This is a genomic window from Vibrio sonorensis, assembly GCF_001854765.1.
Lineage (GTDB): Bacteria > Pseudomonadota > Gammaproteobacteria > Enterobacterales > Vibrionaceae > Vibrio > Vibrio sonorensis.
The window spans coordinates 141,257-166,241 of record NZ_LJJE01000002.1 but is presented as its reverse complement, the minus strand read 5'-3'; the positions used below and the strand labels follow the sequence as shown (position 1 = coordinate 166,241).

Here is a 24,985-nt window from a genome sequence, read left to right as displayed (position 1 = left end):
CGATGAAGTTGTTTAAATACCTGTTTGCCTTTACCACAATGCTGGTCATGACAGGTTGTGCTGGCGCCATTGTTGCAGGGGCAGCTACAACAGTAAACGTAGTCACTGACCCAAGAACCACGAAAGAAATTTGGAACGACAACAACATCGAGTTTGAAGTTGCTGGACTCACCAACAAAGCTCCCTATCGAGGTAAAGTTCGCGTGACCGCTAGCTCTTACAACGGAACGGTCGTATTAATGGGTCAATCCCAAACCCAAGAGCTCCTTAACCAGCTAGAAACACAAGCAAGGAAAATCGATGGCGTTAACAAGATCCACAACCAAGTGAGGATCAAAGCGCCAATAAGTTTAGGTGAAGTGAGTAAAGACAGCTGGATCACTACTAAGGTCAAATCCGCGCTGCTAACTAACTCAGAGCTGGCAACCGTTAAGGTTAAAGTCATCACCGAAGATAAAGAGGTGTTTCTACTAGGTTACGTTTCTAGAGAGCACGGTGAACTTGCTACTGACGTCGCAAGAAATATATCAGGTGTGAAGAAGGTCGTTAAAGCCTTTCAGTACGGCGACTAGTGCACTTTAAATCACAAAAAAATAGCAGCCATTGGCTGCTATTTTACTATTTGACGACTCTAAGGCTTGGTCTGCCTTTCGGTCTAGGTGGTTCATCATCGGGTTGAGCTTCATTACCAGCAAGTTCCGGCTCTTCAGCCACGCCTAGTGAAGTCTCAAACTCGATTTCCACGTCATTCTCGTCCTCTATCTCGTCGATAGAGTCCGCGTAAGCGTCTTCTGGTTCAAACATAGTACCCGCGCCATTTTCTCTAGCGTAGATAGCTTGAACCGCATACATAGGAACAATCACTGTATGTGGACGCCCGCTAAAACGAGCACTGAACGTAATCGCATCATTACCTAACTCAAGATTGCCAACCGCACGCGGAGCAATGTTGAGAATGATTTGACCATCTTGTACAAACTCCATCGGCACTCTTACACCCGGTAAGGTTGCCGCCACAACAAGATGAGGGGTCAAATCATTGTCCACCAGCCAATCGTAAAAAGCTCGAAGCATATACGGTCGACGTGGTGTCATGTTCGAAATATCCATTAACTCGCCGTTATCGTACCAGACGCATTTCACGTTCTGCTTCTGTTAGAGAAGCTAGGAACGAATCACGCTCAAATACACGATTCATGTAAACTTTTAGCTCTTTTGAACCAGGGCCGACAAGTTCAATACCTAGAGTAGGTAGACGCCACAACAATGGAGCAAGGTAGCAATCAATCAAGCTAAACTCTTCGCTCATAAAGTACTCGTATTCAGCAAATACTGGAGCAAGAGTCAGAAGGTCATTGCGAAGCTTGTTACGAGCTGCTTCAGCTTCTTCCGCTGGTGCAGTCGCCACTTTTTCAGCCAGTGAATACCAGTTTCTTTCGATACGGTAAATCATTAAACGGCTGTTACCACGAGCAACTGGGTATACAGGCATTAAAGGCGGGTGTGGAAAACGCTCATCTAGGTACTCCATAATGATTTTTGAATCATACAGAGCCAATTCGCGGTCAACCAAAGTTGGAACCGATTTGTATGGGTTTAGTTCAATAAGCTCGGCAGGTAGGTTTGCTTCATCTACCAACTCTACTTCTACACTTACCCCTTTCTCAGCCAGAACAATACGAACCTGATGGCTATACATATCGGATGCACTTGAAAATAGAGTCATCACAGAACGTTTATTGGCAGCTACAGCCATGGAGCCCTCCAGCACACTTATAGATATAAAAAACAATGGAGCTAAGCCTCCATTGTCAATTCAAAATTGGGAAATTAGCACGGCATAATAGCACAATTAGTGCACATCGCGCCAATATTCTTTCTTCAGCAGAACAAATACGATTGTAAGCAACACCAAAAATGCCATTACCCACCAACCTAACGCGTGACGCTCTAGCTTCACTGGGTCCCCTGAGTACTCAAGGAAATTCACTAAATCGCGTACCGCTTGGTCGTACTCTTCGCTGTTTAACTCACCGCTACCGTCAGACTCAACACCGACTACGACTTGAACCTCTTCACCATCAACGATCTTAGTACCGTAGACTGGCTGAGGAATACCTTGCAGCTCTTCCAGTACATGAGGCATACCCACAAGTGGGAAAACAATGTTATTTACGCCAAATGGACGTGAAGGATCAGCGTAGAAAGAACGCATGTAAGTGTACAACCAGTCAGTACCTCGAACACGAGCGACCAAAGTCAGATCTGGTGGCGGAGCACCAAACCACTGAGCTGCTGACTCTTGAGGGATCGCATTGACCATAAGATCACCGATCTTTGCTTCAGGGTCAAAAACTAAGCTCTCTTTCATCAGGTCCAGAGGAATACCTAAGTCCGTCGCTACTCGCTCGTAACGCTGATATTGAGTCGCGTGACAGCCAAAGCAGTAGTTCATAAATAGCTTGGCACCATTTTGCAACGACGCTTGGTCTGATAAGTCGTTATTCGCTTTGTCTAGCGGTACGTTCACTGCCGCTGCCATCGCCAACGAAGGCAGCATTGCAAACAAAATTACTATCCATTTTTTCATTTGAATGTCACCCTCTCTGGTAGTGGTTTGGTCGCTTCGTTCTTACTGTAGAAATACAGCAGCACGAAGAACATGAAGTAACCTAAGCTAAAGATTTGCGCTAAAAGCGTCGCAACTGGAGTGGCTGGCAAAGCACCAAGAACACCCAAAGCGATAAAGCAAATCGTAAACTGAATGATGTTGAACAAGTGGAACTTACTGCGGTAGCGGTAAGAACGTACTCGACAGCGATCTAGCCAAGGCAGAACAAACAACACTGCAATCGAAGCGCCCATAGCGATAACACCCAGCAGTTTGTCAGGTACCGCACGCAAAATCGCGTAGAACGGTGTGAAGTACCAAACAGGGGCGATATGCTCTGGAGTCTTCAGAGGGTTAGCTGCTTCAAAGTTAGGTGGCTCAAGGAAGAATCCGCCCATTTCTGGGTTGAAAAACAGCACATAACAGAAGAAGAATAAGAAACCGGCAACACCGACTAAATCCTTCACCGTTCCATAGGGGTGGAAAGGAATAGAATCGATAATGTCGTATTTCTTCGTGTAGTAGTCGTGGAACTTAAACTGGGTTTCGTAATCGTCGCCCATTGAGCCTTTTGGCAGTTTAGTTTCGATACCATCGGGGTTGTTAGAGCCCACTTCGTGCAGCGCCAATACGTGAAGGACGATCAGAAGTAGCAATACGATTGGCAAAGCGATTACGTGTAGTGCGAAGAAACGGTTGAGCGTCGCTCCGGAGATTACGTAGTCACCGCGGATCCATAGTGTTAGGTCATCACCGATAACTGGAATCGCACCAAATAGCGAGATGATTACCTGTGCACCCCAGTAGGACATTTGCCCCCATGGTAGTAGGTAACCCATAAAAGCTTCGGCCATCAATACCAAGAAGATCAACATACCGAAGATCCAAAGCAGTTCACGAGGTTTTTGGTATGAACCGTAGATCAAACCGCGGAACATGTGCAGGTAAACCACAACGAAGAATGCCGAAGCGCCGGTAGAGTGCATATATCTTAGCAACCAGCCATACTCGACATCGCGCATGATGTATTCGATAGACGCAAATGCACCTTCACCAGAAGGTACGTAGTTCATTGTTAACCAAATACCGGTTAGGATTTGGTTAACAAGAACCAACATGGCTAGAGAGCCAAACAGATACCAGAAGTTGAAGTTTTTTGGCATCGGGTATTCAGAAAGGTGCTTTTTATACGCATTCATCGCTGGTATGCGTTTTTCCACCCAGTCCAGTAGAGCTTGCATTAGGCTTCCCCTCCTTCGTCAACACCGACAATAATTCTACTGTCCGTCACATACATGTGTTTAGGAACCATCAGGTTTGTCGGAGCAGGAACACCTTGGAATACACGTCCAGCCATATCGAACTTAGAGCCGTGGCAAGGACAGAAGAAGCCCGATTTCACACCTTGAACTTGCTCACCGAAAGTGTCAGGTAAATAGGTTGGAGAACAACCAAGATGTGTACAGATACCGACTGCAACAAAATATTCAGGTTTAATAGAACGATAGGCGTTTTGAGCGTATTCTGGTTGTTGAGGCTCACCAGAAGCAGGATCTCTTAACTGACCATCCAAATCTTTTAACTTATCGACGACAGATTGAGCTCGACGAACGACCCATACTGGTTTACCACGCCATTCGACGCGAACCATTTGTCCTTCTTCAAGTTTGCTAATATCGACTTCAACAGGGGCACCTGCTGCTTTAGCTTTGGCACTTGGGTTCCAAGATTTAATAAAAGGCACGGCGACAGCAGCAGCTCCAAGACCTCCAACAACCGCAGTTGTGGCTGTCAGGAATCGTCTGCGGCCGTTATTCAAAGGCGCATTGCTCATCCAAACATTCTCCCATTTGCTCTTTGTGGATTATAGTATTCCGCTTACAGAGCATGGCTTACATAATACGAATATAGTTGTATTTATTAGTTGTAAGATCATAAATAAAACCCTACTTTTTGACAAGTTAATCGCTACTTTTTTGTAACATTAGTAAGGATTTCGCTTGTGAGGTCACAAAAGGGAATAATCTAAACACAACAAGGCTCTAGATAAGGTAGGAAGGACATTTTATTTGCGCTAAAAAACAAAAAGCCTGACATAAATGTCAGGCTTTTTAGACCACAATCCGGTAACAAACCGGAGCGTATCTTGCTGTAAAGAAAGATTAACGCTTAGAGAATTGTGGACGACGACGTGCTTTACGTAGACCAACTTTCTTACGCTCAACGCAACGAGCGTCGCGAGTAACGTAACCAGCTGAACGTAGAACAGGACGTAGAGACTCATCGTATTCCATTAGAGCGCGAGTGATACCGTGACGGATAGCACCTGCTTGACCTGAAATACCGCCACCTTTAACAGTAACGTATAGGTCTAGTTTCTCAGTTAGTTCAACTAGCTCAAGAGGTTGTTTAACAACCATGCGAGAAGTTGGACGACCGAAGTACTCATCAAGGCTACGCTTGTTGATTACGATGTTACCGCTGCCTGGTTTAATGAAAACACGTGCAGCTGAGCTTTTGCGACGGCCAGTGCCGTAGTATTGATTCTCTGCCATTTTCGAAATCCCCGATTAGATGTCTAGTACTTGTGGTTGTTGAGCACCGTGGTTGTGCTCAGCGCCAGCGTAAACTTTAAGCTTACGGTACATAGCACGGCCTAGAGGACCACGTGGTAGCATACCTTTAACCGCTAGCTCAAGCGCCATTTCAGGCTTACGATCGATCAACTTTTCAAAAGTGATTGATTTTAGGCCACCTGGGAACTCAGAGTGACGGTAGTACACTTTGTTCTTAGCTTTGTTGCCTGTTACAGCAACTTTCTCAGCATTAACAACGATGATGTAATCACCAGTGTCAACGTGAGGAGTGTATTCAGCTTTGTGTTTGCCACGTAGGCGAGATGCAATTTCACTTGCTAGACGACCAAGAGTTTTACCTTCAGCGTCTACAACGTACCAGTCGCGTTTTACAGTTTCTGGTTTAGCAACGAAAGTTTTCATGCTAATAATAACCCGTTAATTAAAATTTAAACTTTAAGGAACACTTTTCAGCGTTCCCACACTGTCTAAGAGCCCAGTCATCACCCCTTCGAGTGGTTGGCACTCTCGACCACTAAACTCCAGAGAGTTGGGTCTGCAGTAACGGTGGGTCGCAGGATTATAGAGAAGTAAGATGAAAAAATCACCTTTTTTTTGCTCTCTGTCACTGATTTTTTTCCCAACCAAGCCTTTTGAGCATTAAAGTTACGCTAAATGCTCTTTTGCCAAGTAATCATGGCTTTGCATTTCCACTAATCGCGACTGACAACGCTTGAACTCAAACTCAAGTTGGCCAGTAGTATAAAGCGACTCTAACGCGACTTCCGCTGAGATAATTAACTTTACGTTGCGCTCGTAAAACTCATCGACCAGGGCGATAAATCTCCTCGCGGCATCGTCGATGGCGTGATTCATCTGAACCACATCCGCCAATAATACGGTGTGGTATATGCGTGAGATTTCGATAAAGTCATTTTGGCTTCTCGGAGTTTGACACAACTGGTCAAAGCTCGCGTGTAACACACCATCGGAAGCCTCAATCACCTCAATCTGGCGATGATTGATCTCTATCTGGGTTTCAACTCGCTTATGCTCATTGACGAGTTGGTGGTAATAGTGGACCAAGTTTTCACTTGCGGCTTTGTCTAGCGGGTAGTGATAGATTTCAGCTTGTTCCAAGGTTCTCAAGCGATAATCTATACCGCTGTCGACATTAAGCACTCGGCAGTTTTCTTGTATCAACTTAATCGCTGGTAAAAAACGCGCTCGTTGTAATCCGTTGCGGTAGAGATCGTTAGGGGGAATGTTCGACGTCGCCACCAAAACTACATTGCGTTCGAACAAGGCTTGAAAAAGCGTCCCTAAAATCATGGCGTCAGTAATGTCTGAAACAAAAAACTCATCAAAGCAAATAATGTCGGCTTCAGCTTTAAAGAGATCGGCTATTTTATCTAGTGGGTCAGCCACTTCCCCTAACGCCTTTAGCTCGTCGTGCACGCGGTACATAAATCGGTGAAAGTGAACTCGCATTTTCTTATCTGACGGCAAAGCGTCAAAAAAGGTGTCCATCAAGTATGTCTTACCTCGGCCGACTCCTCCCCAGAAATAGAGGCCTTGTGGTGGCTGAGGCTTTTCAGGCTCCTTGCCGAACACTTTTGCCAACGCGTTGGTTGCAACTCGGGGGCATTTTGATACTCAATCAGTTCGTGATAGAGAGTATCAAGGGCCTGAACGGCCATGTACTGAGCTTCGTCTTCTTGGAATCCAAGCTCATCAATATCTTGTTTATATCGCTGTAGTGGGGTCATTGGGCTTTTACCGGATTGGGCTTTGTTTTTTGTTATACCAGTGCGTTATTTTTATTCGCAGCCTAGGAAGAAAAGGCACTTTATTTATTAAACCAATCAATACTTTAGCAGGCAATGTTATCGTTTGCTAACAATGTGACCAGACTCAGTATAGGGTTTTCTCTTTATCGGCTGATGTTCTCATAGTACCATGTGATTTCGACATGTGTAACAAACGTGTTAAATAACAATGATAAGGAGTTTTTATGCCTTGGATTTATGCCGTAGTAGGATTGCTAGTTGGTGGTGTATTGGGATTCGCAGTTTCTCGACTAAGTACTCCGGGATACAAAAAACAGAAAAGCATTCAAAAAGAGCTAGAAACCGCAAAATTTGAACTGGAACAACAAAAACAAGATCTTGCCGATCACTTTGCGCAGTCGGCAGAACTGATTGACTCTGTTGGTCGCGAGTACACTAAGTTGTACCAACACCTAGCCAAAACGTCTTCTGAGTTACTTCCTGAAACACCGGCTCAGGACAACCCGTTTAACAAGCAAGTAGCAGAACCTGAAGAGCAAGAGGGTACCCCTCTTATCGAAAGTGACGCTCCTGAAGATAAGCAACCTAAAGACTATGCGGCTGGAGCTACGGGTCTATTAACCGAACAGCCCAAAGAGATCTTAAAATCAGAAGAAGTGGTCACTGCTAAGGCATCTTGATCACACTTTTATGTGAACTTTGCATAGGTTTTTGAGTCTTACTCCTCACCAAATAGAGTTGAATACGTAATAAGCCATACCCATGTATTTAATTCATAACCTTGGTTTACACAGGAGTTATCAGATGAAAAAACCTTTGCTTGCACTAACTGCTCTTTCCCTAAGCTTAAGTTCAATCATCATTCCCGCTACCGCTACAGCAGCACTACCTGTTGCGGTTCAGGTCAAGAACTGCCAAGCTTGGCTCCCATGCTAGAGAAAGTGACCCCAGCAGTTGTTAGTATCGCCGTAGAGGGAACCCAAGTATCACGACAACAGATCCCCGAGCAATTCCGCTTCTTTTTTGGACCAGAGTTTCCAACCGAACAGCTTCGTGAGCGACCTTTTAGAGGTCTAGGCTCTGGTGTCATCATAGATGCTGACAAAGGACATATCGTAACCAACTACCACGTCATTAATGGTGCCGAGAAGATTCGCGTTCAGTTGCACGACGGGCGAGAGTACGAAGCGGAACTGATCGGTGGCGATCAAATGTCTGATATCGCACTATTAAAACTAGAAGAAGCCAAAGACCTTACCGAAATCAAACTGGCAGATTCTGATTCATTGCGCGTCGGTGACTTTTCCGTCGCTATCGGTAACCCCTTTGGATTGGGGCAAACCGTCACCTCTGGAATAGTTTCAGCACTTGGCCGCAGTGGCCTTAACATTGAAAACTTCGAAAACTTTATTCAAACCGATGCGGCCATCAATAGCGGTAACTCAGGTGGTGCACTCGTTAACCTAAACGGTGAACTCATCGGTATTAACACTGCGATTTTGGGACCTAACGGCGGTAATGTCGGTATCGGTTTTGCCATTCCATCTAATATGATGAAAAACTTAACCGAGCAAATCCTAGAGTTTGGTGAAGTAAAACGCGGTATGTTGGGTGTTCAGGGTGGCGAAGTAACTTCTGAACTTGCCGAAGCGCTCGGCTATGAATCCAGCAAGGGAGCTTTTGTTGGCCAGGTCGTCCCCGACAGTGCAGCGGACAAGGCGGGCCTAAAAGCTGGTGACATCATTGTCTCTATCAATGGCAAAAATATTCATACCTTTAGTGAGTTGAGAGCAAAAGTTGCGACGCTAGGCGCTGGCAAAACGATCGAACTTGGCGTGCTAAGAGATGGTAAAGAAAAAACATTCGACGTCACCCTTGGCGAGCAGACCAGCATAAAAACGACGGCAGATAAGTTGCACCCGGGTCTACAAGGCGCTGAGTTGACCAATACAACAGCGAGCGATGTAGTAAAAGGAGTGAAGGTTTCCAAAGTTGAAGAAGGCTCCGCAGCTCAAGCTTACCAGCTTCTAGAAGGTGACATTATTATTGGTGTCAATCGCAAACGCGTTAAGAACTTAGCCGATTTTCGCAAAGTACTAGAGGGGCAACCCAGTGTACTGGCTTTAAATATCCAACGCGGAGAGCGTACGATTTACTTAGTTGTTCGATAACGGCATCAACAGAAACGAGACGTCTATTATAAAGGACAGTGGCAAAACGCCCTGTCCTTTTGTTATTTCAGCAACTAATGCTATGCTTTCTTATCGTTTTTTTGATTGTCGGGGTCTTGCTGTACATGTTGGCGTTCTTGTTGCGTTCTATCGGGTTGGGATTGGCCACCGCCTTTCTGTTACTACTCACTGTCCCTTCCCTACGCCCTGACTACATTGGTCAAAACATCTCTAAAGTCGTCAATGATATTAGTTCCGAGCAGATATCATTTAACGATGCGGTAAGAAAAGCCGCACCCGCCGTCGTAAATATATACAGCCGAAAATACACTGAAAACAACCGAGAAAAGCTTTCTATTCAAGGCCTAGGTTCAGGCGTTATAGTCAGTGACAAAGGTTATATCATCACCAACTATCACGTCGTTGCACAGGCAGACCAAATCATTGTTGCACTACAAGATGGTCGCGCTTCCGCCGCCCAATTAGTTGGTAAGGACAAGCCCACCGATATCGCCATCTTGCGAATCGAAGGAACAAATCTTCCGGTCATCCCTCTAAATCAAGAGTATCAACCTAAAGTGGGGGATGTGGTTTTGGCGATTGGTAACCCTTACAACCTTGGACAAACCACAACCTTTGGCATTATCTCAGCGACGGGTCGCTCATCGATAAGCGCTAACGGACGTCAATCGTTTATTCAAACCGACGCTGCGATTAACCAAGGAAACTCTGGCGGAGCTTTGGTAAATACTCGCGGCGAACTCGTCGGTATCAACACCGCCTCTTTTCAGCAGGCAACCGACCTAGAAACTTATGGCATCTCTTTTGCCATTCCCTATCCGCTCGCCAACACCATTATGGAAAAGATCATTGCCGATGGTCGAGTCATTCGTGGATACATTGGTATTGATGGCCAAGACATCAGTACAGTCACTTCTCGATTACTGGGAGATAAACACACCGGTGGTATTATCGTACTGGGCGTGGATCCCAATAGTCCAGCAGCCGACGCAGGCTTTGTCGCCCAAGACATCATCATAGAGATAGACGGTCAGCGTATTCACGGTCGCGACAGTGTTATGGACATTGTCACCGAGCTCCGCCCGGGTACAACGGTAGACGTACTAGTGCTGCGAAAAGGTGAAGAGATAAGTTTAAGCGTGACAATTGCTGAAGACAAACGCGAGCAATAAAATCTGATTGTTAAAAAAGCCCTTGCTACTGCTAGCAAGGGCTTTTTGTTTATTCTTGATTCTCTACTGGTGGGGGTAGTGAAGCTTCCGGCTCCTCGATTTCAATACGAGTCACTCGCTGAAGTCCCCTTGGTAGTAGTCCGCCTCGGCGGCCTCGTTCACCGCGGAAATTCTCCAGATCACTAGGCTTAAGTCCAAGCTTGCGTTTACCAGCATAGAGCGTAACAGTCGCCCCTTGAGGTACAGAAATTAGGTGTGAAACCAACTCCTCGCGCTCTTTCGCTTTTGCCGCTGGAATATTGATGATCTTATTACCCTTACCCTTACCTAGCTGCGGTAGATCTTTTATCGGGAACAACAGCATTCGACCTTGGTTAGTGATAGCCAAGATATCATCGCTATCGATATTACCAATCGCGTCAGGAGCCATCACCTCAGAGTTTTGAGGTAATGAGACTAGGGCTTTACCGCTGCGGTTTTTAGACAGTAGATCAGAACCTTTACAGACAAAGCCATAACCTGCATCTGAACTAACAAGCCAAAGCTGCTCTTCTTCACCCATAACAACATGGCGAATAGAAGTACCAGCATTGATGTTCAAGCGACCAGTGATGGGTTCACCTTGACTGCGCGCCGAAGGCAAAGAGTGGGATTCAAGCGAATAACTACGGCCATCACTACCGAGGAAGACGGCTTGCTGGCTACTCTTACCCCGAGCATGAGCCAGATATTTATCACCTGATTTGTAGTTCAGGCTTTCAGCATCGACATCGTGACCTTTCGCATGGCGAATCCACCCTTTTTCGGATAACACCACCGTGATTGGTTCGCTAGGAACTAAATCTCTTTCTGTCAGTGCTTTTGCTTCTGCACGCTCCACAAGAGGAGAACGGCGATCATCGCCATATTTTTCCGCATCTGCTTTGATCTCTTTCTTAAGCAGTGTGTTCAAACGACGCTCAGAACCAAGAAGTTGCTCAAGTTTTTGACGCTCTTTCTCTAGCTCTTCTTGTTCACCGCGGATCTTCATCTCTTCTAGCTTAGCTAGATGACGAAGTTTGGTATCTAAAATCGCGTCTGCTTGAATATCGGTAATCCCAAATCGCGCCATTAGCACGGCTTTTGGATCGTCCTCAGTGCGGATTATTTCAATGACTTCGTCAAGGTTTAGATAAGCGACCAACAAACCTTCAAGGATATGTAAGCGAGCCAATACCTTATCGAGACGATGCTGCAAACGACGACGAACGGTTTCGCGGCGGAACTGGATCCATTCTGACAGGATCTGAACTAAACCTTTCACCTGAGGACGATTGTCTAGGCCAATCATATTCAGGTTTACACGGAAGTTCTTTTCTAAATCAGTGGACGCAAAAAGATGGTTCATCAACTGATCACAATCCACTCGATTAGAACGAGGGACAATAACGATACGAGTTGGGTTTTCATGATCAGATTCGTCGCGAAGATCATCCACCATAGGCAGCTTTTTAGCTCGCATCTGGTTGGCGATCTGCTCTAGTAGCTTGGCGCCCGATACTTGGTGAGGCAGCGCCGTAATTACGATGTCTGTCCCCTCTTTGTGCCAAACCGCACGCATCTTGATGCTGCCTTTGCCGTTGCGATAAATCTTCTCTAAGTCAGAACTAGGAGAGATGATCTCCGCTTCAGTCGGGTAATCTGGTCCTTTGACAAACTGCATAACATCCGGCAGTTCGGCCTTGGGATTGTCAATCAAGTGGATCGTAGCTTCGGCAACTTCGCGAACGTTATGCGGCGGAATATCCGTCGCCATACCGACAGCAATACCAGTCACACCGTTTAGCAAAATATGAGGTAAACGAGCCGGCAGCATTTGCGGCTCTTTCATCGTGCCGTCAAAGTTAGGTTGCCACTCCACCGTGCCTTGACCTAACTCGCCAAGTAACACTTCAGCAAACTTAGACAGTTTGGCTTCTGTATAACGCATCGCCGCAAACGACTTAGGATCATCTGGCGCACCCCAGTTACCCTGACCGTCTACCAGCGGATAACGATACGAGAAAGGCTGGGCCATAAGTACCATAGCCTCATAACAAGCAGAGTCACCATGAGGGTGGTATTTACCCAATACGTCACCTACTGTACGCGCCGATTTTTTGTATTTTGCCGCGGCTGACAGACCTAACTCTGACATCGCGTAGATAATACGTCGTTGAACGGGCTTTAAGCCATCACCAATGTATGGCAAAGCACGATCCATAATGACGTACATTGAGTAATTGAGATAAGCGTCTTCGGTGAACTTGCGCATCGGCAACTGTTCAACGCCATCGTATGTAATTTCTGTAGACATTCGTTAAACCTCAGCCATATCGCCGTTATTTTGCAGCCAAGAACGTCGGTCATCGGCACGCTTTTTACCTAACAGCATATCCATCATTTCAACGGTCGCTTCATCGTCGTCGATCGTTAACTGCACTAAACGACGCGTATTTGGATCCATAGTGGTTTCGCGTAATTGAAGTGGGTTCATTTCACCCAGACCTTTAAATCGCTGAACATTGATTTTGGCTTTTTTCTTAGACAGTCGCTCTAGTACACCTTCTTTCTCATCGTCATCGAGGGCATAGAAAACTTCCTTGCCGCAATCGATACGATAGAGTGGAGGCATTGCCACATATATGTGTCCCGCTTCGACAAGTGCGCGGAAGTGGCGAGTAAACAGAGCACAAAGTAGTGTGGCGATATGCAGACCATCCGAGTCCGCATCGGCGAGAATACAGATCTTGCCGTATCTGAGGCCCTCTAGGTTGTCGTTATCTGGGTCTATACCCAAAGCCACCGATATGTCGTGAACTTCTTGTGAAGCCAATACCTGATCCGCAGACACTTCCCATGTATTCAAGATCTTACCGCGAAGTGGCATTACGGCTTGGAATTCTCGGTCGCGCGCCTGCTTGGCACTACCACCTGCCGAGTCACCCTCGACAAAGAAAATTTCAGTTCGGCTGAGATCCTGTTGAGAACAATCAGTCAGCTTGCCCGGTAAGGCCGGCCCAGATGCCACCTTTTTGCGAACCACTTTCTTAGCTGCACGCATTCTGCGGTGGGCATTAGCAATACAGACTTCTGCGAGTTGCTCTGCAAGTTGTGGTTTTTCGTTCAACCACAAACTAAAGGAGTCTTTCACTACGCCTGAAACAAACGCAGCGGTTTGGCGTGATGAAAGGCGCTCTTTGGTCTGTCCCGCAAACTGAGGATCTTGCATCTTCACTGACAGGACATAAGAGCAGCGGTCAAACACATCATCGCCCGTCAACTTAACACCGCGCGGTAGTAAGTTTCGGAACTCACAGAACTCTCGCATGGCGTCGAGTAAGCCTTGACGCAACCCGTTAACATGAGTACCACCCTGCGCAGTTGGGATCAGGTTTACGTAGCTCTCGGTGATCATCTCACCGCCTTCTGGCTGCCAGATCACGGCCCAATTCGCCGCTTCAGTTTCTGCGGAAAACTCTCCAGTAAAAGGCTCTTCAGGTAAAACGGTAAACCCTTTCACCCCTTCAGCGAGATAATCTTTTAAGCCATCTTCATAGAACCAGCGATGCTCATTGCCATTCACTTTGTCACTGAAGGTAATTTCCAACCCGGGGCAAAGCACCGCTTTCGCTCTTAGGTTGTTAATAAGGCGAGTCACCGAGAAGTTGCCCGAATCAAAATATTTTGCATCCGGCCAGAAGTGGACACTGGTACCGCGATTGCGACGGCCACATGTTCCCGTCACCGTCAGATCAGAAACTTTGTCGCCGTGTTCAAAGGCAATTTCATACACCTGACCATCGCGTCTTACCGTGACTTCTACACGTTTGGACAGAGCGTTAACTACTGAGATACCAACCCCGTGTAAACCACCGGAAAACTGATAATTTTTGTTAGAAAACTTACCACCAGCATGCAACTTACATAAAATCAGTTCAACACCGGAGACTTTCTCTTCCGGGTGAATATCAACTGGCATACCACGCCCGTCGTCAATCACTTCCAGCGACTGATCGGCATGTAGTATTACTTGTACTTTTTTAGCATGTCCGGCGAGCGCTTCATCGACACTGTTGTCGATAACTTCCTGACCTAAGTGGTTTGGTCGCGCTGTATCCGTATACATCCCCGGTCGGCGACGTACTGGTTCCAGACCATTAAGAACCTCAATGGCTCCAGCATTATATTGTTCAGTCATAACACGGAATATCGTTCGAAATTAAAATGTTCACTTTGCAGGAGAATAAAGCTGTTTTTCTAATCTAGATGAAAAATGACTCAAAACGCCCTATTTATCAGCATTCTCAACTGCAGAAGTACTGGGGAAACATAGTCAGAGAGAGACCTTCCTATGTCAAGAGTGATAGGTAAGTAACTCGTAAAATTATGACTCTTCCCTCAATGAATGAGTGAACTAGGCAGATAAATATGCCAAGTCACTGCTCCTTTGTGTTCCTTGAGTACTTTTCGTTCTATAACTCAAGAAACTCAATAATTTGGCTAGGGTAGCGCTCAAAATTGACGAAACTATGATCGCCATTTGGCTCTACCGTTTGCTTCGCTCCCTTAAAGCGCACTACCGCATCTCGGTAATCTAAAATTTCATCCCCTTCTTGTTGCAGCAACCAAAAATCGGTTGGTGCTTGTATCTCTGCAACATCTAGTGTTCGCAGCTGGTCAATATGCTTGTCTTCCAGCATATACTTCTGACCCGTATACGGGTTTTCTTGCTCGCCCAAGTAGTCTTGGAGTAACTCATAGGGCCTAACGGCTGGGTTAATTACCGCCGCTTTAAAACCAAATTTGTGGTTTAACCACACGGAGAGGTAGCCGCCTAGCGAACTGCCAATCAAAGCGATTCGATAATCCCTGCGATGCTGCTCCACTATCTCTAGAAGCTGAGATGCTGCCTCCTCGGGAAAGCAAGCCATCTGCGGAGTAATCACTTTGATATCTGGTCTATGGGTTTGACAATACTCAGCCATCACATTGGCTTTATGAGACTGAGGAGAACTGTTAAATCCGTGAATGTAGAGAAGCAGCGAGGATTGATTCATTTTGTTTACCGCCATAATGAGATAAGGCTCAATCAATGAGCCTTATCTTAGTATCCTGTAGAGTGAAAATCGGGTTGATATGCGCCCGCTGGTAAGCGTTTGATAACCGTTTTCAAACTTCCATCATCGCAAAGCTCTAATTCTCGCCAACCCGGAGACTGGTTGTCCAATGCGAAGTCATCTGAATTTGGTTTAAACTGCACACAAGTCGACGGTGTTGCGATAACACGTACACCATTCACATCTTTATCCAAGTCTTGGTGAATATGTCCACACAAAACGGCTTTAACAGTATTGTGTCGACCTACCACATCCCAAAAAGCTTCACTCTTTTTAAGGGTGTGCTGATCCAGCCAAGCGCTCCCCGCTAAAACCGGATGGTGGTGCAGTAGTACCAACGCACTTTTTTCTGGGTATTGCGATAAGGCCGAATCCAGTAAGGTGAGCTGCTCTTCACTCAATTCGCCATGAGGAACGCCAACGACCTGCGAGTCCAATAGGATTACCTGCCAGTGATCCCCCAGCAACACTTGTTCTGTTTGATGTATTTGCGGCGAAGGTAAAACGCTCCCCATACTTGGCTTGTAGTCGTGATTACCGGGCAACCAAAAGCACGGCTTTTCCAACGGTAGAATACCCTTTTCAAATCGTTGGTATGACGCTTCGGTATGGTCTTGAGAAATATCACCCGTTGCCAGAATGGCATCAAACTCAACATTTTCTTCAACAATCGCATTCACTACCGAAGTAAAGCTTTCGCTGGTATTTATACTAAGCAGCCGCCCGTCTGCAGGAGCAAACAGGTGAGTATCCGTTATCTGTAATAGCTTAATACTGCTCGAACTCTTTGAGCTATAAGACAATTTCAAAATTCTTAACCTGACTAATGTTGTATTGGGTTTCGACTAATACCGTGGCGTAAGCAAAACGTCAGCCAATCTCCTAAAAAACGATTTAGCTGTGCTTTTTCATCCTTCTGTACCATCTTATCATTTGGGTACTCGTTGCGCGCTTGATGCGCTTAAGATGCGCGCAAGTTAGCACTTCTGCTACACGGGCATCGTGGTACAGCCTGACAGACATCTTAGGCAATGGAAATACCGGAATTTTATCGCTTTGACAGATGTCGACCAAAGTTGTGTACTTTGTGACCTCGCCCACTTCAATTTGATAAGACATACTGGCAGCTTGGTAACAACGCACATCCCCAACCGTTGGAGCATTGGGTAATAACGCGTTCAATTTGGCATAATTGGTCTCATACGTGCGCATCAACTCCGCTAAGTCGACGTGGTATGGACGTTTTGGTGCTACTTCTGCCATTTTTCCTGTAATTCCTGATAGTTCAACTGCAACCATTGTAAGGCGATAATAGAAGCGCCATTTTCGAACTTGCCGCTCGTTACCCAATGATAGGCTTCTTGACGACTTAGCACGTGGACGCGAATATCTTCTCCTTCATAGTCTAAACCATGAACGCCACCCGCACCTTCTGTGCTGATTTCTCCCACGTAGACGTCGAGTTTTTCTGAACATCCTCCGGAAGAAGGGTAATAAGAAGTCACCTTTTCCACTTTACCGACCTCAAGACCGGCTTCTTCTTGCGCTTCTCGTTTAACTACCGACTCAGCAGTTTCGTCCCTGTCTATGATTCCAGCAACGATTTCCATTTGCCAAGGAGACTCGTGTTCAAGTGCGCCCACTCTGATTTGCTCGATGATAACCACTTCATCCTTTACTGGATCATAGGGCAACATAGCTGCAGCGTGACCGCGCTCAAACATCTCCCGCTCGATCGGTTGACTCCAACCTCCTTCAAACAACTTATGTCGGAAGCGATACTTCACCATTTTAAAGAAGCCCTTAAAAAGGGTCTCTTTTGAGAAAACTTCCACATCTTGGGGTGTAAATTCACCTAGTTGCTTGTCAGACTGTTGCATTTATAACCTCTCTGAGTGAATCTTATAGTTTACTGAGAGATTACCCGTATTTCCAAGGACGTGGCTCAACTTTTTGTACAAAAGTTACAACGTTTTTTAATTGATTAATTAAATATATTGCACAACTGGATAGTTATGATGTAAAAAAAGGCAAAGTTTCGAGGAAAACGCTTCGTTTTACGTTAAACTCTTGACCCATCAACTTCTTTCATATTTATGGCAGGAATATATACCATGAGAAAACTGCTTCCATTATTGATTAGTGCCGCACTGGGAAGCGTGAGCAGTACCGCTTGGGCCGATACGCTCGCAGAAATCTACAAGCAGGCAAAGGAACACGATCCAAAACTTCTTAGCATTGCAGCTCAAAGGGATGCCGCTTTTGAAGCCGTCAACTCTAGCCGCAGTACTTTACTACCTCAGATCAGCTTAACGGCAGGTTATGATATTAACCGCGGTGAACGTGATTTTGATGCAGGTGGTTCAGCCGATCTGGACAGCAACCAATTCACTGGTGCTATCGGTTTTAGCCAAGAGCTGTTTAACCGCTCTAGCTGGGTGACTTTAGATACTTCAGAAAAAACCGCTCGCAAAACTGACGCTGCCTATGCGGCAACGCAGCAAGCGCTTATTTTACGCGTTGCACAAGCCTACTTTGATGTACTGAAAGCTCAAGATAACCTTGAGTTTGTTCGTGCAGAAAAAGCGGCGGTCGGTCGTCAACTTGAGCAAACTAAACAGCGTTTTGAAGTTGGTCTGTCTGCTATCACTGATGTGCATGATGCACAGGCTCAGTACGACGGCGTACTCGCTGATGAAGTACTGGCAGAAAACAGCCTAACCAACAGCTACGAAGGCCTTCGTGAAATTACTGGTCAAGAGCACGACAACCTGCACGTCCTTGATACTAAGCGTTTCTCTGCTAGCAAAACGGAAGAGACCATTGACGCGCTAGTTAAAAAAGCTCAGCAAGAAAACCTTAGTTTGCTAAGCGCTCGCATCGGACAAGATATTGCTCGTGACAATATTTCTCTAGCAAGTTCAGGTCACTTACCTTCACTGACGCTAGATGGCAGCTACTCTCTTACTGATCAAAGCAACGGGGCAACCGCCACTGACGAATATGATCAGGATATGTTTAACGTCGGCCTAAACCTGTCAATTCCTCTTTACCTAGGTGGTAAAGTGACGTCTCTGACTAAACAGGCTGAGTACAACTATGTCGCTGCAAGCCAAGATCTTGAAGCCACTTACCGCAGTGTTGTCAAAGACGTTCGCGCATTTAACAACAATATCAGCGCTTCGATTGGTGCACTTCGCGCTTACGAGCAAACCGTTGTTTCTGCTCGCTCTGCCTTAGAAGCAACAGAAGCTGGATTTGATGTAGGTACGCGTACAATTGTTGACGTGCTTGATGCAACCCGCCGTCTATACGACGCGAATAAGAACCTGTCTAACGCTCGCTACAACTACATCTTGAGCGTACTACAGCTTCGCCAAGCGGTGGGCACCTTGAATGAGCAAGATATTATTGATGTCAACGCCGGCCTAAAACCAGCGGTGTAATCCATCGATTGAAATCGCAAAGGGCTTGCCAGTGGCAAGCCCTTTTTGTTTGGCTTCAGATTAATAAACCGAGTCTATTTTAACGTCCTGCTCAACGATAATTTGCGAGCTTTGCCCGTCATTTAGGGTTAAAGCGACATCCACTGGTTGAGACTCTTCTAGTTCCAGTTGCCACACAAATGCTACTTCCCACTTGTGCTCACTATGAGTTCGAAGCTCGAGTAAATCACCTTCAATCAACACCACTTCATCACCTTGACGCAACGTAACACTTTCGATTTCGAGATCCGCAGGTAAGGTCTCTTCCGCTTCTAAATACACCGCGCCGTGGAGCGTCTTGTCTTGAACCTCACCAATGGTTGGCATCTTGTTAAACCAAAGGTTGCTTTCCAAACTTAAGCTGGTTCCTGCAAATTCTACTGGACGATTATCAACCCACTCACCCTGTTGACTAGAGCAACCTGCTAACAGGCCTAAACCTAGAACTACTGCTGCTACTTTCTTCATCTCTTCACCTTTGTGATAACCATTGTTTTAAGATTTCTATATCATTTTGGTATTCGTTTTTAATTTCTTCTACCCAGTCATCAATGTTCTCCCACCAAGCAGGTAGATCCGGAGATTGGGCTTTCTGAGCGACTTGCTGAATGTGCTGTAATCCAATAGAGCCCGCCGCGCCTTTTATCTTATGAGCCTCGGACACAATACCTTCTTGGTCTTTTGCAGTCATGTTAGAGTCGAGTACTTCAATATACTCTGGCATCATCTGCTCAAACATCTCTATGCTATCTAATACAGGTTGAGCACCTACTATACCCACATAAGAGTCGAGCATATTAAGATCTAATAAGCGCTGATAAATCTCGTCGCTATCCACAGCGTCGAGTTCGGGCTTTTGCACAGGAAGCTCCTCAACCGAGTTGGCGACAAACTTGCAGATCACGTCTTGTATTGCGGTAACAGATAGGGGCTTACTAATGGCATCGTCCATACCTCTATCTAAGTACTCTTGCTTGTTTTTCAAAACATTAGCAGTCAGTGCAACTAATGGTGGCAAGTTTTCATACGTCTTGCGATAGTGCTCTGCGATATCAAACCCTGTCATATCTGGTAATTGAATATCGAGAAAGACAAGATCAAACTCTTCTGGGCTAAACTGCAGCAATGCATCTTGCCCATTCATGGCCACTTTTACCGTATGCCCCAAGCTTTCCAGCAAGGACTTAGCAACCGTAACGTTAAGCTCAATATCTTCAACCATAAAGATATTCAAACTTGGCTGCTTATCGGTATCCGGAACTTTGACTTCTGGTAGCTCCGCCAAAGGAACTTCTATGGTGACAGTAAATGTGCTACCAAAGCCTTCTTCACTAGTAACGGTAATGTCGCCGTTCATCATCTTGATAAGTTGCCTAGACACCGCTAAGCCAATCCCCGTACCGACGGCATGTAGGTTATCTTTGCCAGATTTGACCTGATAGTACATTGCAAAAATCTTATCGAGCTCTTTTTCTGGGATCCCCACACCGCTATCTTCAACTTCAATAACAATGGTCGCACTATCTCGATGAGTTTCGGCGCTAACCGTCATTACGACCCCGCCCTCCTTGGTAAACTTCATCGCATTGCTGATCAAATTCCAAAGCACCTGTCGAAGTCGCGTCGCATCCGCTTCAATAGCGACGGGAAAGTCGCTCAGTCTCTCTAAGTCAAAGCGCAAGCCTTTTTGTTGAGCCATAAGTGCGGAAACGCTTTCCATCTCCACTACAAAGTCTTCAAAGTTTAAAGGGGCTGGGTAGAGTTCCAACTTGCGGCGATCAAACTTGTCCATATCGATAATGTCATTAAAGATATTGCCCAATGTCACAGCGCTGACATTAATCGTCTGCATATGATGTCGCTGCTCTTCTGTCAACTGAGTATCAAGCAGCATACGACTCAAACCAACAATACCATTGAGGGGGGTTCTCAATTCGTGACTGATGGTAGAGATAAAGGTCGTTTTATCCCTACTCGCTTTTTCTAATGACTCTTCATGGCGTTTGCGTTCAGTGATGTCACGACCAAAGCCGACCAAACCTAAGTGACGGCCTTCTTTGCTGTAAAAAGGCACTTTTCTCAGTTCAAAATAGGCTTTGCGACCATCGGGATATTCCAACCATTGCTCGTAAGTGAGGGTTTGATTATCGGCAAATACTTTCTCATCCGTATCGACGATCTGCTGAGCCACTTCTTTGCTATATACTTCCCAAGGGGTAAGCCCTACCAATTGGCTCTCTTTTTTACCCGTCAGCTCTTCCATCGCCCTGTTACAGCCGGAGAACACGCCTTCTGCGTTGCGGTAATAGATTAAGTCTGGTGACGCATCGATAAATGAGCGCAATAGCGCTGTTCGCTCAGCCAGTTCCATTTGGGTTCGCTCTCTCTGATAGACCTCGTTTTCTAGGTCTTTCATCGCCTCTTCTCGGGCTTCTTCAGCTTTAATTCGCTCTTCAATTTCTTGATTCAGTTTAGAGATATTTTGCTGAAGCTTGATATTGAGTTCCTGATCTCGACCTCGCATATCTTTTAATTTGGCAACCAGTTTGGAGAGACGCTGTCGAGACTCTTCGAGTTGATCGACCACTACGGAGAGAAAATACACTGCCCAAGGTGTAATGATCAGACCAAAAAACACCGAACGAACAATATCAATATCATCGACATATCCCGTCAGCACTAAAGTAATACCGACCTGTACCACCACCGCTAGCGCCACAAGTGCCAAGGCGAGGAGAATCGAAAAACGCAGAATGCCCAGCTTTACCAGTAGGTCTACGTAGTATTGTGCGAGGTTTTTTATTGGCTTCATTAAACACTCCGTGAGAAAAGGTCGCGCGCTCTTTCGCTACCTTTGAGAAACATTCACCCGTACAAGCAAAAGAAAAGAAGAGATTAAACAGCAGTCTACCTTTTTTGTTCTATGGTAGTAAGAGATTCGCCGTCAACAAGGTGGATGCGTCTCACAACAGCAAAAAAATCCTCCCGCAAGTCTAAATCGCTGTAGCTTAGCTGTCCGAGGCAGGGTGAACGCTAGTGCGATTTCGACCTTCGGCTTTGGCTTGATAAAGAGCGCTATCTGCCATTGCTACCATGGTTTCTGGCAGTTCTTCATTTTGAGGGGTAGAAGAGATCACACCAATGCTCACGGTTAACTGCTCGCTGACCGATGAGGCTTGATGAGGTATTGCTAGGGAAAGGATCTTATTGTGGAGACGCTGTGCGATTTTCGCTGCGCCTTCTGCCGTTGTGTTTGGCAAAATAAAGCCAAACTCCTCTCCACCGTAACGAGCAACACAATCGCTCGATCGAGTGAGCACTGACTCAAATGCAGCCGCTACTTTGATCAGCGCTTCATCTCCCTGTAAATGCCCGTAGTGATCGTTGAAACCTTTAAAGAAGTCGATATCACAAAGCATAATGGTCAGGGGCGTTTTCTCGCGAACGTGCAGATTCCACACGATCTGAAGCTGTTCATCAAACTTCCTGCGGTTGCCTACTTGAGTCAACCCATCAATAAAACTCAGTCTAGCCAACTCTTGGTTCGCTTCTTCTAGCTTTTGCTCCGCGAGGTAACGCTCAGAGACGTCCCTTGCCATGATTAAAACACCGTTTGTGCCCGACGCAGGATCTCGGAAGGGGGACTTCACCACGTCATACCAAACGTAACTCCCTGTTGAGCTGCGCGTTTTATCGATATAACGCAAAGATTTACCCTCGTGTAGCACCTGACTATCACTTGCAGAAATACGAGCGTACATTTCGTTGGGCACCACATCTTGAAGGCGTTTGCCAATCAAATCTGAAACCTCAGCAATACCAAGCGCGTGAACAAACGGTTCGTTACACGCCTGATAAACCATATTTTCGTTAAAAATGCCGATCGAATCTGGGCTAGATTCGAGAATGTTTTGCAAGATGGTATCGCGCTGGGCAAGGGCGACCTCGGTATCTCGGCGTTTTTCCATTTCGTCTCTTAGACTTTTCTGGATGTTGTGCCAGTCGGTAACATCATGGCTAATTCCGAGTGTACCCAGCTTTTCACCCGTCACTGACAGTAAAGTGCTTTGATAGGTTTCGAGTAAGCAACTTCTGCCATCTGGCGCTGTCGTCCAATGCTGTTTGCTAATTCGACCTTTCATTTCACCTTTAATATCGGTGCTCCCCTCTTCCACTCGTTCATGCCAAAACTTTTCGAAAGCGCGATTGGTCACTAACAAGTTCCCTTGAAGATCTTTGAGGAAAATAAGTTCGGACAAATTATCAAACGCACTTTTGATCATTTGCAAGGAGTGGATCTCTTCTGAAAACTCTTGGCGACTTGATTGACGCTTAGAGGCATAAATGAGCCAACTGCGTTTGCCCATAAATATCGTCTTTCGACCCGCGAGTTCAATTTTGACTTTCTGACGAGAGGAGAGCGGCCAATCACTAGTTAGGGATTTAAATGAGTTTCCCGCCATATATTTCAATTGGCGAACAATGAAATCCTCACCGACTGAATCAGGCAATAGGTAAGCCTTGCCGACTCTTCTAATACCTAATAGCTGTCTTGCGCTTTGATTGGCATAACTCAGTTTCCCAGAGGAAAGCTCAATAACAAGTAGAGGGGTTGGCGTCTCTTTTAAAAGGGTAGTCAAATGGTGTTGAAAAGCGCGATAAACGCAATAGACAAGCACAAGAAACACAAAGAGTGCCAGCACACCCATTGCGTAGCCTACAAAGTTTGATGAAATGACCAATGCTTCGCTCATCAGTTAATCTATCTACGGGTTGCTCCGCGCAACACATACCCTTAATAATGGATAAAGGAGATAACGGCGAAAACTCCTGTGATATATCCAACTCAATACCAAACCGTTTCATAATAAGAATACAGAAGATATCAGGAACTGGGGTGCAAATCTCGTTTTAGTGATGGTTTTGTATATATAAATTCCTGATTAATTAGAGCCCCTTGTGCTCCATCCTTGGCCAAGGCTCGGCCTAATTCCGTCATTGCTAGCCACCTATTTTCACACCAATCAGGCGCTAACAGGGTGGGTTTTCTCGCCGAAGAAGAGACTCGGTGGTAGACCACCTCTGGCGGTGTCATGCGAATCAGCTCACTGGCAATCGAGACATACTCGTCTAATTCTGGCGCTTTTAATCGCCCCGCTCGCCACGCTTTAGCCATGGTACTGCCCTCGACGATATGTAGGCCGTGTAGCTTGATACCATCTGTTCCCGCTTGAATTACCTTGCTCATAGTATCGAGTTTTCATCCCGCCCTTCACCGGGCAAGCCAACAATCAAATGCGTACAAACCTTAATACCTAGAGCGCGCGCTTTTTTGGCCATATTTTCATAGCACTCAAAATCGTGTCCGCGATTAATGCGTTTCAGAGTTTTGTTATTGGCGGTCTGCAAACCCAGCTCCAACCAAATTTCATAGCCTTGCTGAACATAATCAGCCAATAGCTTCAACGCCGCATCGGGAACGCAATCTGGTCGAGTACCCACGCATAGCCCTACGATATCAGCACTTTTCAAAGCCTCTTCATACATATTTTTTAGTACTTGAACTTCCGCATAAGTACTCGTGTAGGCCTGAAAATACGCTAAATACTTTTTCGCTCGATTTACTTCCCCTGCCCGATCCGTTAACTGCTGCGCAATGCTTTGCAATTGAGCCGATTCGTCAGCAAAGGAAGCGACATTGCAAAACGTGCATCCGCCTCGTCCAATAGTGCCGTCTCTATTTGGGCAACTAAAGCCTCCATGCAAAGTTAACTTGTGGACTTTTTCGCCATATCGACGTTGGAGATCCTGCCCCAACGTATTCACAAGTTCGTGTAACTGCATAAAACACCGCTTTTATTAATGATAATGATTATCACTACCATTTCTGAAAGTTAATTACAAAAATTCAAGAAAAAATGAAACAAAAGAATAGTGAATTGATAGGCCTTACCCCTAAGCAAAATCAATAAACATGCGATTAAAAAGCGTTATTTGCGTAATGTTGCGGGTTTGTTACTC

General features: G+C 45.8%; 19 protein-coding genes and 4 pseudogenes. 5 read left to right on the top strand and 18 right to left on the bottom strand.

All coding sequences use genetic code 11. The annotated features are described in order from the left end of the window. Window positions 1-2 precede the first annotated feature (2 nt). Window positions 3-572 (top strand): BON domain-containing protein, encoded by a 570-nt coding sequence (locus BLO31_RS00785; RefSeq protein WP_070962412.1) that lies wholly within the window; start codon window positions 3-5, stop codon window positions 570-572. Between the two features lie 46 nt (window positions 573-618). Here the strand turns inward: BLO31_RS00785 and sspB are convergent, their stop codons facing one another. The 8 genes and pseudogenes from sspB to zapE all read right to left on the bottom strand — a co-directional run bounded on the left by sspB (window position 619) and on the right by zapE (window position 6,956). Next, window positions 619-1,110 (bottom strand): ClpXP protease specificity-enhancing factor, encoded by a 492-nt coding sequence (gene sspB, locus BLO31_RS00780; RefSeq protein WP_070962410.1) that lies wholly within the window; start codon window positions 1,108-1,110, stop codon window positions 619-621. 10 nt (window positions 1,111-1,120) lie between these two features. After that, on the bottom strand, window positions 1,121-1,756 hold the full coding sequence (sspA, locus tag BLO31_RS00775; protein ID WP_070962408.1) for a stringent starvation protein SspA: 636 nt from the start codon (window positions 1,754-1,756) through the stop codon (window positions 1,121-1,123). Between the two features lie 96 nt (window positions 1,757-1,852). Then, window positions 1,853-2,590: a cytochrome c1 gene (locus BLO31_RS00770; RefSeq protein ID WP_070962406.1), complete on the bottom strand. Its 738-nt coding sequence runs from the start codon at window positions 2,588-2,590 to the stop codon at window positions 1,853-1,855. Further along, window positions 2,587-3,852 (bottom strand): cytochrome b, encoded by a 1,266-nt coding sequence (locus tag BLO31_RS00765; protein ID WP_070962404.1) that lies wholly within the window; start codon window positions 3,850-3,852, stop codon window positions 2,587-2,589. Before BLO31_RS00765 ends, BLO31_RS00770 begins: the two co-directional genes overlap by 4 nt. Beyond that, window positions 3,852-4,445, bottom strand: a complete 594-nt coding sequence (gene petA / locus BLO31_RS00760; protein WP_070962402.1) for a ubiquinol-cytochrome c reductase iron-sulfur subunit — start codon at window positions 4,443-4,445, stop codon at window positions 3,852-3,854. Before petA ends, BLO31_RS00765 begins: the two co-directional genes overlap by 1 nt. 328 nt (window positions 4,446-4,773) lie before the next feature. Further along, window positions 4,774-5,166 (bottom strand): 30S ribosomal protein S9, encoded by a 393-nt coding sequence (rpsI, locus tag BLO31_RS00755; protein ID WP_070962400.1) that lies wholly within the window; start codon window positions 5,164-5,166, stop codon window positions 4,774-4,776. Between the two features lie 15 nt (window positions 5,167-5,181). Then, window positions 5,182-5,610, bottom strand: a complete 429-nt coding sequence (gene rplM, locus BLO31_RS00750; protein WP_070962398.1) for a 50S ribosomal protein L13 — start codon at window positions 5,608-5,610, stop codon at window positions 5,182-5,184. 243 nt (window positions 5,611-5,853) lie between these two features. Continuing rightward, a pseudogene (gene zapE / locus BLO31_RS00740) lies at window positions 5,854-6,956 on the bottom strand (cell division protein ZapE). 245 nt (window positions 6,957-7,201) lie between these two features. Between zapE and zapG the strand changes: the two are divergent. The 3 genes and pseudogenes from zapG (at window position 7,202) to degS (ending at window position 10,341) form a co-directional block, all read left to right on the top strand. Further along, window positions 7,202-7,657 (top strand): Z-ring associated protein ZapG, encoded by a 456-nt coding sequence (gene zapG / locus BLO31_RS00735; RefSeq protein WP_070962394.1) that lies wholly within the window; start codon window positions 7,202-7,204, stop codon window positions 7,655-7,657. Between the two features lie 124 nt (window positions 7,658-7,781). Continuing rightward, a pseudogene (locus tag BLO31_RS00730) lies at window positions 7,782-9,148 on the top strand (DegQ family serine endoprotease). A gap of 125 nt (window positions 9,149-9,273) precedes the next feature. Continuing rightward, window positions 9,274-10,341 (top strand): outer membrane-stress sensor serine endopeptidase DegS, encoded by a 1,068-nt coding sequence (gene degS, locus BLO31_RS00725; RefSeq protein WP_070962618.1) that lies wholly within the window; start codon window positions 9,274-9,276, stop codon window positions 10,339-10,341. Between the two features lie 49 nt (window positions 10,342-10,390). On the opposite strand, the gene parC is transcribed toward degS, so the two are convergent. The 6 genes and pseudogenes from parC to nudF all read right to left on the bottom strand — a co-directional run bounded on the left by parC (window position 10,391) and on the right by nudF (window position 17,359). Beyond that, complete coding sequence (gene parC / locus BLO31_RS00720) at window positions 10,391-12,676, bottom strand: DNA topoisomerase IV subunit A (RefSeq protein WP_070962392.1); 2,286 nt, start codon at window positions 12,674-12,676, stop codon at window positions 10,391-10,393. Window positions 12,677-12,679: 3 nt separating this feature from the next. Beyond that, window positions 12,680-14,560, bottom strand: coding sequence for a DNA topoisomerase IV subunit B (gene parE, locus BLO31_RS00715; RefSeq protein WP_070962389.1), 1,881 nt, complete (start codon window positions 14,558-14,560; stop codon window positions 12,680-12,682). Window positions 14,561-14,834: 274 nt separating this feature from the next. Beyond that, window positions 14,835-15,419, bottom strand: a complete 585-nt coding sequence (gene yqiA / locus BLO31_RS00710; protein ID WP_070962617.1) for an esterase YqiA — start codon at window positions 15,417-15,419, stop codon at window positions 14,835-14,837. 47 nt (window positions 15,420-15,466) lie between these two features. Next, window positions 15,467-16,288, bottom strand: a complete 822-nt coding sequence (gene cpdA, locus BLO31_RS00705; RefSeq protein WP_070962387.1) for a 3',5'-cyclic-AMP phosphodiesterase — start codon at window positions 16,286-16,288, stop codon at window positions 15,467-15,469. Between the two features lie 14 nt (window positions 16,289-16,302). Continuing rightward, a pseudogene (locus BLO31_RS00700) lies at window positions 16,303-16,742 on the bottom strand (DUF1249 family protein). Further along, window positions 16,730-17,359, bottom strand: a complete 630-nt coding sequence (nudF, locus tag BLO31_RS00695; protein WP_070962385.1) for an ADP-ribose diphosphatase — start codon at window positions 17,357-17,359, stop codon at window positions 16,730-16,732. Before nudF ends, BLO31_RS00700 begins: the two are co-directional and overlap by 13 nt. Before the next feature lie 234 nt (window positions 17,360-17,593). Here nudF and tolC point away from each other — a divergent pair, with 234 nt between their 5' ends. Next, window positions 17,594-18,925, top strand: coding sequence for an outer membrane channel protein TolC (gene tolC / locus BLO31_RS00690; RefSeq protein WP_070962383.1), 1,332 nt, complete (start codon window positions 17,594-17,596; stop codon window positions 18,923-18,925). A 60-nt stretch (window positions 18,926-18,985) separates the two neighbouring features. Here tolC and BLO31_RS00685 read toward each other — a convergent pair whose 3' ends face one another. The 4 genes and pseudogenes from BLO31_RS00685 to mnmL form a co-directional block, all read right to left on the bottom strand. Further along, window positions 18,986-19,432 (bottom strand): hypothetical protein, encoded by a 447-nt coding sequence (locus BLO31_RS00685; RefSeq protein WP_070962381.1) that lies wholly within the window; start codon window positions 19,430-19,432, stop codon window positions 18,986-18,988. A gap of 4 nt (window positions 19,433-19,436) precedes the next feature. Further along, on the bottom strand, window positions 19,437-21,776 hold the full coding sequence (arcB, locus tag BLO31_RS00680) for an aerobic respiration two-component sensor histidine kinase ArcB (RefSeq protein ID WP_070962379.1): 2,340 nt from the start codon (window positions 21,774-21,776) through the stop codon (window positions 19,437-19,439). A 196-nt stretch (window positions 21,777-21,972) separates the two neighbouring features. After that, complete coding sequence (locus tag BLO31_RS00675; RefSeq protein ID WP_070962377.1) at window positions 21,973-23,718, bottom strand: diguanylate cyclase domain-containing protein; 1,746 nt, start codon at window positions 23,716-23,718, stop codon at window positions 21,973-21,975. Between the two features lie 131 nt (window positions 23,719-23,849). Then, a pseudogene (gene mnmL / locus BLO31_RS00670) lies at window positions 23,850-24,808 on the bottom strand (tRNA modification radical SAM protein MnmL/YtqA). Window positions 24,809-24,985: the final 177 nt, after the last annotated feature.